Origin of the sequence: Streptomyces sp. BI87 (assembly GCF_025957665.1) — a bacterium.
GTDB lineage: Bacteria > Actinomycetota > Actinomycetes > Streptomycetales > Streptomycetaceae > Streptomyces > Streptomyces albidoflavus.
Window position 1 is genome coordinate 2,578,813 of the sequence record NZ_CP110079.1, and the last position, 14,061, is coordinate 2,592,873.

At 72.9% G+C, this 14,061-nt stretch carries 13 protein-coding genes; 7 read left to right on the forward strand and 6 right to left on the reverse strand.

The features are described from left to right. Nucleotides 1–28: 28 nt before the first annotated feature. On the forward strand, nt 29–334 hold the full coding sequence (locus OIM89_RS11080) for a hypothetical protein (RefSeq protein ID WP_238470503.1): 306 nt from the start codon (nt 29–31) through the stop codon (nt 332–334). Between the two features lie 3 nt (nt 335–337). On the opposite strand, the gene OIM89_RS11085 is transcribed toward OIM89_RS11080, so the two are convergent. Further along, entirely contained in the window at nt 338–685 is a 348-nt protein-coding gene (locus OIM89_RS11085; protein WP_238470504.1) for a DUF1330 domain-containing protein, read from the reverse strand. 350 nt (nt 686–1,035) lie between these two features. On the opposite strand from OIM89_RS11085, the gene OIM89_RS11090 reads away from it, so the two are divergent. Together OIM89_RS11090 and OIM89_RS11095 are read left to right on the forward strand one after the other, a co-directional pair. Next, nucleotides 1,036–2,661: a penicillin-binding transpeptidase domain-containing protein gene (locus OIM89_RS11090; RefSeq protein ID WP_247860359.1), complete on the forward strand. Its 1,626-nt coding sequence runs from the start codon at nt 1,036–1,038 to the stop codon at nt 2,659–2,661. Nucleotides 2,662–2,791: 130 nt separating this feature from the next. Beyond that, the gene (locus OIM89_RS11095; protein WP_030698651.1) at nt 2,792–4,492 is read left to right on the forward strand and encodes a penicillin-binding transpeptidase domain-containing protein; all 1,701 of its coding nucleotides are present in this window, start codon (nt 2,792–2,794) and stop codon (nt 4,490–4,492) included. 534 nt (nt 4,493–5,026) lie between these two features. Here the strand turns inward: OIM89_RS11095 and OIM89_RS11100 are convergent. Both OIM89_RS11100 and OIM89_RS11105 read right to left on the reverse strand, forming a co-directional pair. Continuing rightward, nucleotides 5,027–5,212, reverse strand: coding sequence for a hypothetical protein (locus tag OIM89_RS11100; protein ID WP_078850932.1), 186 nt, complete (start codon nt 5,210–5,212; stop codon nt 5,027–5,029). 124 nt (nt 5,213–5,336) lie between these two features. Beyond that, the gene (locus OIM89_RS11105) at nt 5,337–6,338 is read right to left on the reverse strand and encodes a restriction endonuclease (protein WP_195730492.1); all 1,002 of its coding nucleotides are present in this window, start codon (nt 6,336–6,338) and stop codon (nt 5,337–5,339) included. Between the two features lie 149 nt (nt 6,339–6,487). Here OIM89_RS11105 and OIM89_RS11110 point away from each other — a divergent pair, with 149 nt between their 5' ends. The 3 genes from OIM89_RS11110 (at nt 6,488) to OIM89_RS11120 (ending at nt 8,689) form a co-directional block, all read left to right on the forward strand. Further along, entirely contained in the window at nt 6,488–7,039 is a 552-nt protein-coding gene (locus OIM89_RS11110) for a YbaK/EbsC family protein (RefSeq protein ID WP_264491206.1), read from the forward strand. Beyond that, nucleotides 7,036–7,887, forward strand: coding sequence for a DMT family transporter (locus OIM89_RS11115; RefSeq protein WP_264491207.1), 852 nt, complete (start codon nt 7,036–7,038; stop codon nt 7,885–7,887). Before OIM89_RS11110 ends, OIM89_RS11115 begins: the two co-directional genes overlap by 4 nt. A 382-nt stretch (nt 7,888–8,269) precedes the next feature. Then, on the forward strand, nt 8,270–8,689 hold the full coding sequence (locus OIM89_RS11120) for an SgcJ/EcaC family oxidoreductase (RefSeq protein WP_031178309.1): 420 nt from the start codon (nt 8,270–8,272) through the stop codon (nt 8,687–8,689). Between the two features lie 221 nt (nt 8,690–8,910). Here the strand turns inward: OIM89_RS11120 and OIM89_RS11125 are convergent, their stop codons facing one another. Next, nucleotides 8,911–10,140, reverse strand: a complete 1,230-nt coding sequence (locus OIM89_RS11125) for a serine hydrolase domain-containing protein (RefSeq protein ID WP_264491208.1) — start codon at nt 10,138–10,140, stop codon at nt 8,911–8,913. Nucleotides 10,141–10,407: 267 nt separating this feature from the next. Here OIM89_RS11125 and OIM89_RS11130 point away from each other — a divergent pair, with 267 nt between their 5' ends. Continuing rightward, entirely contained in the window at nt 10,408–10,860 is a 453-nt protein-coding gene (locus OIM89_RS11130; RefSeq protein WP_030698644.1) for an SsgA family sporulation/cell division regulator, read from the forward strand. A 93-nt stretch (nt 10,861–10,953) separates the two neighbouring features. On the opposite strand, the gene OIM89_RS11135 is transcribed toward OIM89_RS11130, so the two are convergent. Then, nucleotides 10,954–13,215 carry an MMPL family transporter gene (locus OIM89_RS11135; protein WP_030698643.1) on the reverse strand — a complete coding sequence of 754 codons (2,262 nt, stop codon included), beginning with the start codon at nt 13,213–13,215 and terminating at the stop codon, nt 10,954–10,956. A 183-nt stretch (nt 13,216–13,398) separates the two neighbouring features. Then, the gene (locus OIM89_RS11140; protein WP_003950248.1) at nt 13,399–13,971 is read right to left on the reverse strand and encodes a TetR/AcrR family transcriptional regulator; all 573 of its coding nucleotides are present in this window, start codon (nt 13,969–13,971) and stop codon (nt 13,399–13,401) included. Between the last annotated feature and the right edge of the window lie 90 nt (nt 13,972–14,061).

The following is a 14,061-nucleotide window of genomic DNA, read 5'->3' on the forward strand; positions in this document are numbered from 1 at the left end:
CTACGCGCCGTCACCGCCCGCCGCTACCTTGTCCGCCAGGGACGCCGGGCGGGCCCGTGACGAGGGCAGGGACCCGCCCGAGGCGTTGTGGGCGATGGAGGCGAGCGGGAACAAGCGGTCGGTGCTCTTCGAGACGTTCGTCCTGCTGAGCCACGACGCCGCCGCCACCGCCGCGCACGCGGTCAACCAGCGGACCTGGGAGTTGCTGCGGGCGGCCCGGGAGCCCGGCAACGGAACCGCTCAGCTCGGCATCCCCCTGGTGGAGGCGCTCGACGGGCTGCGCGAGGCGGCGCGGTCGGACCTGGCGACAGGGAGGGCGACCCGGGCAAGGTGAGCCCTACTCGCCCGCAGCCGCCTCCCGGACCGCCTTCGCCGCGCCGCCCGGGTCGTATCCCTCCGGTACCCCCTCGACCAGGATGATGTCCCCCTCGATGTGCCGGGAGCGCAGGGGAGCTATCTCCTGGTAATCCGGGGAGTTCCACCAGGCCCTGGCCTGGTGGAGGTCGGGGAAGCCGATCATGACGACGGCCCCGGGCCAGGTGCCCTCGACCGTCTCGTGCGGGGTGACGTGGACGAGGAAGCGGCCGCCGTACGGGGTGAAGGTGGCGGTGATGCGGTCGAGGTATTCGGCGATGTCGGGGTGCGGGGCGGCGTCCTGGAGGCGCGCGATGGCGTAGGCGGGCACGGGGGCCTTTCGGTCGGGCGGCGGGGCGGTCGGGCGGTGGGGTGCTTACTCGGTGAGCATGGCAAGGCCGCTGGAGAGAGCGAGAGTTGTTCACTGCGCGCTGAAGCGGGGGCCGAGATTCCGAAGGCGTCACGGACTGGGCAAGGGTGCTGGTGGCGTCATGCTCCAGGGCGTGCCGGGCGGTGTGGTGGGGCCGCCCTATGACGGAATGGCCTATTCCGGAGTGCGTTCGCCGCATTTTTGCCTCCGCATGACCCCTCCTGTGCTTAGAGTGCACCGGAGGGTAGTTGTTTGAACACGTTCAAATGACGTTCGCGCAGCTGCCGGGGAGACGGGGAGGGGACGATTGCGTGCGCAACGGAGCCAAGGCCGCGCTGGTCGGCGGGGTGTTTCTGGGCATGGTGGGGGCCGCCGGGTTCGGGGTCCACGAGCTGCTCGACGACGTGGGAGGAGGGGGTGACGGGGTCGAGGCGGCCGCGGCGGAGAAGCCGACAGGGCCGCCGACCCGGGCCGAGGCGGCCAAGGCGGCCAAGGCGTTCTTCGCGGCCTGGTCGCGCCGGGACACCGCCGAGGCGGCGCAGCTCACCGACAACGCCGTGGCCGCCCGTACCGCGCTGACCGACTACTTCGAGGCCGCCCACGTCAGCCATGTGCGCGTCACCGCCGAGGAGCCGGTCGGGCGCACCGTCGGTTACGCGGTCGAGGCCACCGTCTCCGTCGGCGGGCACCGGGGCACCTGGACGTACGAGGGGGAACTGGAGGTCGTCCGGGGGGAGACGACGGGCCGGCCGCTGGTCGACTGGGCACCCCAGGTGCTCCATCCGGACCTCCAGGCAGGGGACACCCTGGAGGCGGGGGAGGCCGAGGTGCCGCCGATCCGCCTCGTCGACCGGGCGGGGCAGGAGCTGAAGCGTTCCGAACACCCCTCGCTGGGGCCGCTGCTGGACAAGCTGCGGGACCGGTACGGCAAGCAGGCGGGCGGCAAGCCCGGCGTCGAGCTGTGGATCGACCCCGAGAGCAGCGCGCCCCGGCAGACCCTGCTGACCCTCGCCGAGGGCAAGCCCGGCACGGTCCGCACCACGCTCTCCGCCGCCGCCCAGCGTGCCGCCGAGCAGGCGGTGGCGAGCCGGGCGGAGGCGTCCGTGGTGGCGCTGCGGCCCAGTACCGGGGAGATCCTGGCCGTGGCCGACCACCGCGCCGACGGCTTCGACGCCTCGTTCCTCGGCCAGCTCGCGCCCGGGTCGACGATGAAGATCGTCTCGGCCTCGCTCCTCATCGACAAGGGGCTGACCGCCGCCGAAGGGGCCGCGCCCTGCCCGCCCTCGGCCACCTGGCAGAGCCAGACCTTCCACAACCTGCCGGGCCTCGCGCCCAACGAGAACGCCACTCTCGCCGACAGCTTCGCCCGTTCCTGCAACACCGCCTTCGTGAAGTTCGCCGACGAGCTGAAGGTGGACGACCTCACCCGCCAGGCCCAGGAGGCCTTCGGCCTCGCCCGCGACGACTGGCGGATCGGCGTGCCCTCCTTCGACGGCAGGGTCCCGGCCTCGGGCGGCCCCGACACGGCGGCCGCCCTGATCGGGCAGGGCCAGGTCCAGCTGAACCCGCTCACCCTCGCCTCGGTCACCGCCACCGCCCGTACCGGCGCGTTCCGGCAGCCGGTGCTGGTGCCGCGCGAGCTGATCGACGGCGAACTGGCCCAGGCGCGCGGCCTGGCGCCGGGCACGGCCGCGCAGTTGCGCGCCATGATGCACCGGACCGCGACCTCCGGCAGCGCGGCCGGCGCCCTGGCCGGGCTGGGCGGCGACATCGGCGCGAAGACCGGTTCGGCAGAGGTCGACGGGCAGGCGACGGCCAACAGCTGGTTCACCGCCTACCGCGGTGACCTGGCCGTCGCCGCCGTCGCCGAACAGGGCGGCCGGGGCGGCGAGAGCGCGGGCCCGATCGTCGCCGCCGTCCTGCGCTCCGGCGCCTGACCCGGCGTACGGAACCGACTCCTCCGCGCGCCCCTCCCCCGGCCGACCGGCCTGGGGGCGGGGTGTCCGCGGGCGGCACTACGCTGGGGCCCGTCGGTGCCGAGGGGGCGGCGGAGCTGCGGAGGGGACTGTGGGCAAGAGACGACGCGAGGTGCGGCGCGAGCCGGGCACCAACAACACCAGGAAGTACGCGGTGATCGGCGCGGCCGCCGCTGTGGTGATAGGCGCCGGGGTCGGCGCCTGGGCCTTCACCGGCGGGGAGGAGGCGGCCGACCAGGCCGACGCGATACCCACCGGCCCGCTGACGGCGGCCGAGGTCAAGGGCGCGGCGACCAAGTTCCTCGACGCCTGGGCGGCGGGCGAGCCCGCCGAGGCCGCCCGGCAGACCGACGCCCCCACCGCCGCCCGGGCCGCCCTGGACGCGTACGCGAAGAGCGCGAAGACCGGGCCGGTGGAGATCGAGAAGGGCAAGCACGCCAGGACGAAGGTGCCGTTCTCGGTGGCCACCACGGTCACCTGGGAGAAGACCGACAAGCCCTGGGCGTACGAGTCGGAGCTGACCGTGGTGCGGCGCGCCGCCGACGGCCGGCCGCTGGTGCACTGGCAGCCGTCCGTCCTCCACCCCGACCTCGGCGAGGGCGACCAGCTGGTGACCGGCGAGGCCGGCACGCCCCCGATCCGCGCCCTGGACCGGGACGGCGGGGAGCTGACCAAGGAGAAGTACCCCTCGCTCGGCGCCGTCCTGGACAGCCTGCGCGAGCGGTACGGCGAGAAGGCCGGCGGCACCCCGGGGGTCGAACTGCGCGTCGTGAGGGCCGAGAAGCCCGACGAGGAGAAGAAGGCGGACGGCGCCGAGGCCAAGTCCGGGGAGGACGACGAGCTGCCCGACAAGACCCTGCTGACCCTCGCCGAGGGCAAGGAGGGCACGCTGCGGACCACGTTCAGCGCCAAGGCCCAGGCCACCGCCGAGAAGGAGGTGGCCGAGCGGAAGAAGGCGTCCGTGGTGGCGCTGCGCCCCTCCACCGGGGAGATCCTCGCCTTCGCCAACTCCAAGCCGGAGGGGTTCAACGTCGCCCTCCAGGGCTCGCTGGCCCCCGGCTCCACCATGAAGATCGTCTCGGCCTCGATGCTGCTGGAGAAGGACCTCGCGGGCATCGACAAGAAGCACCCGTGCCCCAAGTACTCCTCGTACGGCGGCTGGAAGTTCCAGAACGTCGAGAAGTTCAAGATCACCGGCGGTACGTTCCGTGACAGCTTCGGGGCATCCTGCAACACGGCCTTCATCAGCCAGGCGAAGAAGCTGAAGGACGACGACCTGACCAAGCAGTCCCAGCAGGTCTTCGGGCTGGGCAAGGACGACTGGGCCATCGGCGTCCCGTCCTTCGACGGGGCCGTGCCCGTCCAGTCCGACGCCTCGATGGCGGCCTCGCTCATCGGCCAGGGCGGCGTCCGCGCCAACCCGCTGAACATGGCCTCCGTCATCGCCACCGCCAAGACCGGCGAGTTCCACCAGCCCTACCTGGTCTCGCCCGAGGTCGACGGCAGGTCCCTGGCCAAGGCCGAGCGGAAGCTCTCCGCGTCGGCGCAGAGCCAGCTCAAGGCCCTGCTCACGCACACCGCCGTCGCCGGGTCCGGGGCCGAGCCCATGGCCGGGCTCGGGGCGGATGTCGGCGCCAAGACCGGCAGCGCCGAGGTGGACAACCAGAAGAAGCCCAACGGGTGGTTCACCGCCTGGCGTGGGGATGTGGCGGCCGCGGCCGTCATCCAGGAGGGGGGCCGGGGCGGGGCCTCGGCGGGGCCGTTGGTGCGGGCGGTGCTGCTCGGGTCCTGACGGGGTAGGGGTTAGCGAGGCCGGGCCGGCGTGACGGGTTCGGCTCGGTCTTCGCTCGATTCCCTGCCTTTGGAGGGTGCTTTGTGGATGTGCGGTCCGTACGCAAGGTGATTCTGCTGGGGACGCTTGTGGTGGGGCTGGTGCTCATTTCCCTCGTGGCGGGGGCCATTGCCTGGGTGGACGCCACGAAGTGACGTCGGGATTCCGGTGAGGGGTGCGCTCGTCTGGCCTGTCCTGGGCCAGGGTGGGGTGGCCTCAAGCGTCGGCCGGGCTGTGGGTTGCCGGGCTTCGTCTTGACCGTGCCGGTCACTGACTGGCCTCAAACGCCGGCCGGGCTGTCAGGTTCGCGGTTTCGCCGGTGCGGGGGTGGGGTGGGGCCGCGCCGGGGCACCTCCTCACAAACTGCAGGGTGCGGGGTCAGTCGCTTCAAGACGGCCGTGTGTGCAGTTTGCTGCGGGGGCACCCCGGCACGACCCCACCCCACGGTCTCGTACGCGGCCGACCGCCGGAGGGGGGGAGAAGGCAGCGGGCGTGTCAGGTGGGGGGTGTGCACGTGGGGCAGGTGTAGAGGGTGGTGGCGGGGCCGCAGGTGCTGCGGATGGTGCGGAGGGGGATGGGGGTTCTGGTGAGGCGGTGGCAGCGCATGCAGCAGGCGATGTTCACCGGGGGCGCGGCCTGGCCCCGCTCCTCGCGTGGTGGGGCAAGGGTGCGGTCGTACACAGTGGTTCAGCTCCTCCTGGGCTGGCGCCACCGTACGGGTTGAGCGCATAGCCATGTTGCCCCGCGCATAGTCCTGTCCGGATGCTGTTGCAGGGTTGGCCGGTTGTACGCGCCCGGCGGCGGGTCAGCGGACAGTGGCTCCCGGGCCCCAGGGGGCGGGGCCGGTTCCTTCGGCCCAGGCGGCGAGGTCGGCGCCGTCGACGCAGCGGATGCCGCTGGACTCGGCGTACTCCTCGGCCGGGGCGGTGAACTCGCTGGTCGTCACGAGAACGGCGAGCTGGGCGCCGTGGACGCTCCAGCAGGTACCGCCGAAGCGCTGGAGGTCCTGGGAGCCGACCTTGTTCTCCGGGCCGTACCGCTTGCACTGGATGACCACGCGCCGCCCGTCGGGGGCGGTGGCCAGGACGTCCGCGCCGAGGTCGCCCGCGCCGCCGACGGTCTCGGCGTCGGCGCAGCCGTCGCGGCGGCAGAGGGCGGCCACCGCCTCCTCGAAGGTGTCGGGGTCCAGGGCGGCGAAGTCGAGCGTGGCGAGGTCGGCACCGTCCAACTCGGCTGCGGTGAGCACGGCGGCCTCCGGTTCCGGCTCGGGGGCGTACGGTTCCGGGGCCTCGGGTTCCGGGAGGGGAGCCGTGCGGCCGTCGCGGAAGGGGGCGGCGAGCGTCGGTTCCTCGGGGCCGGGCGGGAACGTGTCGGCCGCGGGAGGCGGTTCCTGCGCGTGGGTGGGCGGGCCTGCGGGCTCGTCGACCGGGACGGGCGGGGCGGTGCGGGTGGCGGCCAGTGCGTCGGCCTCGGCCTCGGCCATGCCCGCGCGGGCCGCGCGGCGCAGTTCGCGGGCGTGGGGCATGCCGCGCAGCAGGGCGTACAGGACGGGTACGGCCACGAGGCCCAGCAGAACGGCCCAGCCGGGATGCTCCCCCGCCCACCGGGCGAAACCCTGGAAGGCCAGGGCGAGTCCGGTCAGGAGGGCGGCGGCGAGCACCACCGCCAGCGAGCCGGAGCGCACCGTCGGCCGTGCCCGCCGCATCCGCCGCGCCCGCCGGGGCCTGCGTGCGCCGCCGCGCACCTCCCTGGCCGGTAGCGGCTCCTCGGCCAGCGGTTCGCGCCCCGGTGTCACCTCGTCGATCATCTGCGTCCCCACCCCTCAGCTACGGCTCTGTCACTCCCCTCGCCGTCTGCCCTGCCCGGCCGGAACCATGATCGATGCGCCGGCCGGACGCCGCCCCGACCAGGGAACGCCCTCGCGTGCCGCCTACACCTACCGCTACCGTGCGCCCCATGAGCACATCCGAGACCAGCGCGCCGGCCGCCACGGAGGCGGCCCCCTCCGTCGTCCTCCCCCGCTTCGCCGAAGCCCTCCAGGCGCTCGGCCTGGGTGAGGTGACCGCGCTCGTACGGAAGTTCCCCGAGGCGACCCGGACCGCCGAGGAGGCCGCCGCGGCCGTCGGCTGCGAGCTGAACGCCATCGTCAAGTCACTGATCTTCGCCGCCCACGGCATGCCCGGCACCGAGGGTCCCGTCCCCGTGCTGGTCCTCCTCGACGGCGCCTCCCGCGCCGACCTCGACCAGGTCCGTGACGCGCTCGGCGCCACCAAGGTGACCAGGGCCAAGGCCGACCTGGTGCGCGAGACCACCGGGTACGCCATCGGCGGCGTCCCGCCCTTCGGGCACCGCACCCGCACCCCTGTCCTGGCCGACCGGCGGCTGCTGGCGCACGCCGAGGTGTGGGCGGCCGCCGGCACCCCGCACACCGTCTTCCCGATGGCACCGGCCGACCTGGTCCGGCATGCCGGGGCGACCCTCGTGGACGTGCGCGAGTCGTCCGAATGACGCCGGTGGTCGCGGCGGTCGTCCTGCTGGCCGCGTTCACCCACGCCGCCTGGAACGCCCTCGCCCACGCCATCAAGGACCAGCTGACCGCGTTCACGCTGATCAGCGGCGGGGCCGCGGTGATCGGCGCGGGGATCGCCTGCTTCACGGGGCTGCCCGCCGCCGCGGCCTGGCCGTACCTGCTGGTGTCGGCGGCCCTGCACGTCGGCTACCAGTTGCTGCTGATGCGGTCGTTCTCGCTCGGCGACTTCGGGCAGATGTATCCGATCGCCCGGGGTACCGCGCCGCTGGTCGTCACGGTGCTGGCCGCCGTTCTGCTGGGTGAGCGGCTCGACCGCTGGCAGGGGGCGGGGGTCGCGCTGGCCAGCGCCGGGCTGATGGGGCTCGCCCTCTGGGGTGTCCGCAGCTCCGGCCGGCGGCCCGACTGGCCCGCGCTCACCGCCGCCGTGGCGACGGGGCTGGCCATTGCCGCCTACACCGTCGTGGACGGGGCCGGGGTGCGGGCCGCCGGGAGCCCCGTCGCCTACCTCGCCTGGCTGATGATCCTGGAGGGCGTCACCATCCCCGCGTACGCCTTGGCCCGGCGGGGGCGGGGGTTTGTTTCCTCGCTTCGGCCGCATGCGGGGCGGGGGTTGCTCGGGGCGGCGTTGTCCATGGCCGCCTACGGGCTCGTCCTCTGGGCGCAGACGCGGGCGCCGCTCGCTCCTGTGGCAGCGCTGCGCGAATCCTCCATCATCGTGGGCGCCTTGATCGGGGCCTTCTTCTTCAAGGAGCGGTTCGGGGCCTCGCGGCTGCTGGCAGCCGCTGTCATGGCCGCGGGGATCGGGCTCATGCTCCACGCCGGCTGACCTCACCCGCCTCATCGGCCTGCGGCCCGGCTGGGGTTGGCTGCGCCGCGACTTGGGGTACCGGTCTGCTGCCCGTACAGGTCACCGACCGGCCTCAAGCGCCGGCCGGGCTGGGTTTGGTCGCGCTGCGGCTGGGCTCCGTCCCCGTCTGCCCCGCCGTGACCCTGCGGGTCACTGAGTGGCCTCAAGCGCCGGCCGGGCTGTCAGGTTCGCGGTTCCTGCGGTGCGTGGGTGGGGCGGGGCCGTACGGTCTCGTACGCGGATGACCGCCGGAGGGGGGGGCGGATCTATGCTGTGGGGCGCGGTCGGCGCCTCTTCGTCGGTCCGCGCGAATCACGGTCATCAATGGTGGCCGCACCCGTCCCAACAGGGGGAGCGACGAGTGACCGATCGTCCGGACAGTCAGGAATGTCAGACCGATAAGGACGACGTGCGCCTTATCGAGGAGATCTTCGCCGACTTGGAGTCGGCTTTTGCTGAGCATGACGCCGCGAAGTTCGACGAACGGTTCACCGCGGACGTGGTCTTCACGGCGGTGAACGGTGCGCGCTTCTTCGGCTGGGAGAAGATTCACGCCTACCACAGCGAGCGCCTGACAGGGCACGCCGGGGGAATCAACACCTGGTACGAGATCGAGCGCATCACTTTCCCGGCCCCGGACGTCGCCGTGGTCTTTTTCCGGCAACCCATCGTGGTGTCGGAACACAAGCGCGCCAATGCGGGAACGTGGGTGCTGGTGAAGAGGGACGGGCAGTGGTGGATCTCCGCCGGCCAGAACACCGGCGTTGCTGTGGCGGAGTAGTTCGGCGCCCTTCCTGACTGGCCGCCAGGCGGGGTCTTTCAGAGCCGCATCGGCATTCGGTCCCTGGATTTCGCGACCCCCTCTTGCCCAGCCCCACCGCACCGGATCCAGCCCGGCCGGCGATTGAGGCCAGTCGGTGACCGGCACGGGCGAGCCTGGGCCCGGCCCGGAGGACGACCCAGCCAGGCCGCAGGCCGACAAGCCGGCGACGCTAGCGAGGGCTACCCCTGGAGAACCCCGCGCACCGCGCGGACGAGCGCATGGGCCCGGGGGTCGTTGGTGACCGTCTTCTGGAGCCCATTGGTGACATAACCAAAGGCGACCCCGCTCTCGGGATCGGCGAAGCCGAGCGAGCCTCCGCGCCCGGGATGCCCGAAGGACCCCTCCGCGAGCAGGGGTGAGGCAGCCCCGTGCAGCATGAACCCGGGCCCGAACCGCGTAGGGACGACGAGCACCCGGTCAGGCCCCTCGGACTCCACCGTGCGAGCGAGCGCCAGGGTGGCGGGAGCGAAGAGGCGGGGGCCCTGCTCGACCGCGCCGATCAGGGAGGCGTAGAAGCGGGAGAGGGCGTACGCGGTGGCGATCCCGTTGGCGCCGGGGAGTTCGGCCGCGTGATAGGCGGGGCTGTTCTCGTCGGCGGGCGGGTCGACGGCGTCGAAGGCCCGCCGGGTGAGGGAGGCGGGATCGCCGTAGGCGTCCTGCACGTTCCGGCGCGGCCGCAGCCGCAGCCCCCCGCCCCGCTCAGGAGCGGAGACGGCCCCGGACCGGCCCACCCGGTCCTTCTGAGCCGGCGGCAGCCCGATCCACAGGTCGAGCCCGAGCGGCCCGGCGATCTCCTCGGCGACGTACCGGCCGAGGGAGATCCCGGTGACGCGCCGGACGAGTTCGCCGGTGAGCCAGCTGTAGGTCTGGGCGTGGTAGCCGTGCTCGGTGCCGGGCTCCCAGACGGGGGCCTGGGCGGCGACGGCGGCGGCGCCGGTGCCGGGGTGGGCGGCCTCGTCGGGGGTGAGCGGCCGGTCGAGGACGGGGACGCCGGCGCGGTGGGCGAGGAGGTGGCGGACGAGGGTGCGTTCCTTGCCCTCGGCTGCGTACTCGGGCCAGTAGGTGCTGACCGGGGCGTCGAGGTCGAGGCGGCCGCGCTGGTGGAGGAGGAGCAGGGCGGCGGCGGAGACGCCCTTGGTGACGGAGTGGACGACCTGCGCGGTGCCGCGTTCCCAGGGAGCGGTGGAGTCGTGGTCGCGGGTGCCGGCCCACAGGTCGACGACGGGGCTGCCGTGGCGGTGGACGGTGACGGCGGCGCCGCGGTCGCCGAGCTGGGCGAAGTTGCGGGCGAAGGCGTCACGGACCGGCTCGTAGCCGGGGGCGACCGTGCCGTGGACGGCGACGGGTTCCGGCGCGGGGCCCTGTTCGTCGGGGGCGGGGTGGCCGGTGGCCTCGGCGGTGTCGTTCACCGTTCCATGGTCACAGATGCGGGGGCGGGGGCCGACGGGGGTCCGGGGGCACCCCCGTCCGCGGTCACCGTGCGCGTGCACATGCACACGGAGGGACGGAAAGCAAAGACCTCGTCAGGAGGATTTCACCTTCTTATGGGATATTCATCGCATAAGGGGCCGACTTCTGGGCGATAACAGCACAGGAGCCGCAAGAGCAGCAGTCCGCAGGAGTACAGGAGTCCAGGCGTTCCGCCGCCCCACCTTCGCCTCAGGAGGACAGCACCGATGACCGCCGCAGTCGAGCAGCGCGCCCGTGGGTACATCGTCACCGACGGCAACGACCACTTCGCCGTCCCGGTCCTGCTGCGGTACGACCCCGACGCGGCCTGTGGCGGGGAGTGCCCCGTCGTCCTCCACTTCCCCGGCGCCGGCTCCGCCTCCCCGGACCGGAAGGTTCCGCGCGCCCTGCTGGAGGCGGGGCTGCGCACCACCTGTACCGAGGGCGCTGTCCGGGTGTGGCCGTGCGGGCGGGTGCAGACCGTCGTGGAGTTCCACGCTCCGGGCGAGGAGCCGCTGGTCATCCAGTTCGACGCGGTGGTGCTCATCCGCTTCCTGCGGCGTACGCACGCGGAGGGCCCGGCCGGGGAGCCCGCGGTGGCGGCCGCCGCCCACGAGCCCGGCCCCTCCGCCGCGACCAGCGCCACCACCGGGACGACCCCGACCGGCGCCCCCGGCTGATCCCGGACGCGAAGGAGCCCCGCACCGACTCCCAGTGCGGGGCTCCCTCAGGCCGCGGTCAGGCGGCCGGTCGGACCGTCGAACGGCACGTCGTCAGACGGAGACCGTCTCCCGCTCCTCCTTGCCCGAGCCGCCTTCGGCGGCCTTTCCGTCGAGCTTCTTGCGGAGCTTGTCGCCCTCCACGTCGAAGTCGGGCAGGGCACGGTCCAGCCAGCGCGGCAGCCACCAGGCGCGCTTGCCGAGCAGGGCGAGGACCGCCGGGACGATCGCCATCCGCACCACGAAGGCGTCGAAGAAGACGGCGATGGCGAGGCCGAAGCCGATCATCTTGATCATCTGCTCGCTGGAGCCGATGAAGCCGGCGAAGACCGCGATCATGATGACCGCCGCCGCCGTCACGACGCGGGCGCCGTGGCGGAAACCTGTGGTGATGGCCTGCGCGGGCGACTCCCCGTGGACGTACGCCTCCCGCATGCGGGTGACGAGGAAGACCTCGTAGTCCATGGCGAGACCGAAGACCACGCCGACCATCAGGATCGGCATGACGCTCATGATCGGGCCGGGCTGCTCGACCCCGAAGAGCCCGCCGAGCCAGCCCCACTGGAAGACGGCGACGACGGCGCCGAGCGCGGCCACCACCGACAGCAGGAAGCCGAGCGCGGCCTTGAGCGGCACCAGGACGGAGCGGAAGACCACCATCAGCAGGAGGAAGGCGAGGCCGACGACGAGCGCCAGGTAGGGCAGCAGCGCGTCGTTCATCTTCTCCGAGAAGTCGATGTTCATCGCGGTGGCGCCGGTGACGTAGACCTCGGCGCCGTCCTCGGACTTGAGCGTGTCGCCCAGGTCGCGGATGTCGTGGACGAGCGTCTCGGTCTCGGTGGAGTTCGGCCGGTCCTTGGGGATGACCTGGAACATCGCGGTGTCGCCGGCCTGGTTCGGCGCCGGCGGCGTCACGATCGCGACGTGGTCGTTCTTCTGGATCTCGCCGGTGATCCGCTGGAGCACGGCGTCCTGGTCGTCGCTGTTCTTCAGGTCGACGACGCCGACCAGCGGGCCGTTGAAGCCGGGCCCGAAGCCGTCGGAGAGGAGGTCGTACGCCTTGCGCGGCGAGCTGGACGTGGGCTGGGCGCCGTCGTCCGGGAGGCCCATCTCCAGCGAGGTGGCCGGGATGGCGATGACGCCGAGGCCGATCACGCCCGCGAGCAGCACCATGACGGGGCGGCGCTGGACGAAGCGGGACCAGCGGGTGCCACCGTTGTCGCGCGGGGCGTCGGCCACGAGGACCTCGCCGGTGGCGGCGGCCTGCTCTGCGGCGGCCTTGCGGGCCTTGCGGTCCTTGCGCGAGACGATCCGCTCACCGGCGAAGCCGAGGAACGCCGGGATGAGGGTGATGGCGACGAGGACGGCCAGGACGACGGTGCCGGCGGCGGCCAGACCCATCTTGGTCAGGATCGGGATGTTGACGACGGCCAGGCCCGCCAGGGCGATGACCACGGTCAGGCCGGCGAAGACCACGGCGGAGCCGGCGGTGCCCACGGCCCGCCCGGCGGCCTCCTCGCGCTCCCGGCCCTCGGCCAGTTCGGCGCGGTAGCGGGAGACGATGAAGAGGGCGTAGTCGATGCCGACGGCGAGGCCGATCATCATCGCGAGGGTGGCGGTGGTGGAGCCGAGGTCCATCACGGAGGCGAGCGCGGTGATGGTGGAGACGCCGATGCCGACGCCGATCAGCGCGGTGATCAGCGGCAGTCCGGCGGCGACCAGCGAGCCGAAGGTGATGACCAGGACGATGCCCGCGACGACCACGCCGATGACCTCGGTGATCCCGGTCTCCGGCATCACCATCAGCGCGTCACCGCCGATCTCCACGGTCATGCCGCCCTCGCGTGCGTCGTTCCCGGCGTTCTCCAGGGAGTCGCGGGTCTCCTCGGTCAGCTCGAAGGAGCTGACGTCGTAGGTGACGGAGATGTAGGCGGTGGTGCCGTCCTGGCTGACCGCCGGGGCCTTCTTGTCGAAGGGGTCGGCGACCGTCGCGATCTGGTCCGAGCCCTCCTTCAGCTCCTTGACGATGCCGGAGACCTCGGCCGCGTTCTCGGGCGCGGTGATCTTCTCGCCCTCGGGCGCCTTGAAGACGACGCGGGCCGAGGCTCCGTCGGCGCTCTGGCCCGGGTAGCGCTCCTCCAGCAGGTCGAAGGCGCGCTGCGCCTCCGTGCCGGGTATGGAGAAGGAGTTGGAGGTCGCGGTGGACGCGGTGGCGGCGCCGACGCCGGCGAGCGCCAGCAGCGCCACCCACACCAGGGCGACGAGGCGGCGGCGCCGGAAGGCGAACCGTCCGATCGAATACAGGAAAGTGGCCACGGAGGGCGTACTCCCGTTCAGGTCGTAGGGGTCGGGACACAGGTGCTCAGCCCGACGACGAGAGCGGCGTGTCGGTCAGGTACGGGCGGGCGGGTGCCTGTCGCGCCCGGGGGCGCGGCGTGTTCGTACGCGGCTGTGCGGTTGTGTGCGGCGCCCGGTCCCTGGCCGGGGCGGGCGGCGCGGTCAGACTCCGAGGGCGGGGAAGACCACGGAGTGGACGTAGTGGCGGAGGAAGGCCCGGTCCACCGGCCGGTTCTCGATGAGCAGCCGCGCGGCGAGCGCGCCGATCATCATGTGCGGTACGTAACCGAGTGCCGGGTTGTCGGCCGCGACCTCGCCGCGGTCGACGGCCCGGCGCAGCAGCGTGTCGACACCGTCGGTCTCCGGGTTGATCAGCTGGCTGATCAACGCGTCGTGGAGTTCGGTGCTGGCCGAGGCGGCCTGCATCAGGCCGCGCATCAGCGCGGTGTCCTGCTCCAGGCGGTCGTCGTCGGTCATCTCCAGGACGGCGTCGAGGTCGCCGCGGAGCGAGCCGGTGTCCACCTCGTCGAGGAAGACGGGTTTCTCGCACCTGAGCGCCCGGACGACCAGTTCGGCCTTGCTCCCCCACTGGCGGTAGAGGGTGGCCTTGCTGGTGTGGGCGCGGGCGGCGACGGCGTCCATCGTCAGGGCGTCGTACCCGACTTCACGGAGCAGACCGAGAACGGCCGTGTACAGCTCGCCCTCCCGCTCGGGTGTGAAGCGCGTACCTGCCATGCCGGTGTCTCCTCGCCGCCTGCCGGGGGGCTCCGGGCGCGCGGGCGCGCGCCGGCACCGACCCCGTCCATGAACGAAACGGTTTCGTAC

Excerpts from the sequence above, each read along its gene's own strand:
- OIM89_RS11105 (WP_195730492.1), bottom strand. The coding sequence starts at position 6,338 with ATGATCGACGAGGTGACACCGGGGCGCGAACCGCTGGCCGAGGAGCCG.
- OIM89_RS11110 (WP_264491206.1), top strand. The coding sequence starts at position 6,488 with ATGAGCACATCCGAGACCAGCGCGCCGGCCGCCACGGAGGCGGCCCCC.
- OIM89_RS11115 (WP_264491207.1), top strand. The coding sequence starts at position 7,036 with ATGACGCCGGTGGTCGCGGCGGTCGTCCTGCTGGCCGCGTTCACCCAC.
- OIM89_RS11130 (WP_030698644.1), top strand. The coding sequence starts at position 10,408 with ATGACCGCCGCAGTCGAGCAGCGCGCCCGTGGGTACATCGTCACCGAC.
- OIM89_RS11140 (WP_003950248.1), bottom strand. The coding sequence starts at position 13,971 with ATGGCAGGTACGCGCTTCACACCCGAGCGGGAGGGCGAGCTGTACACG.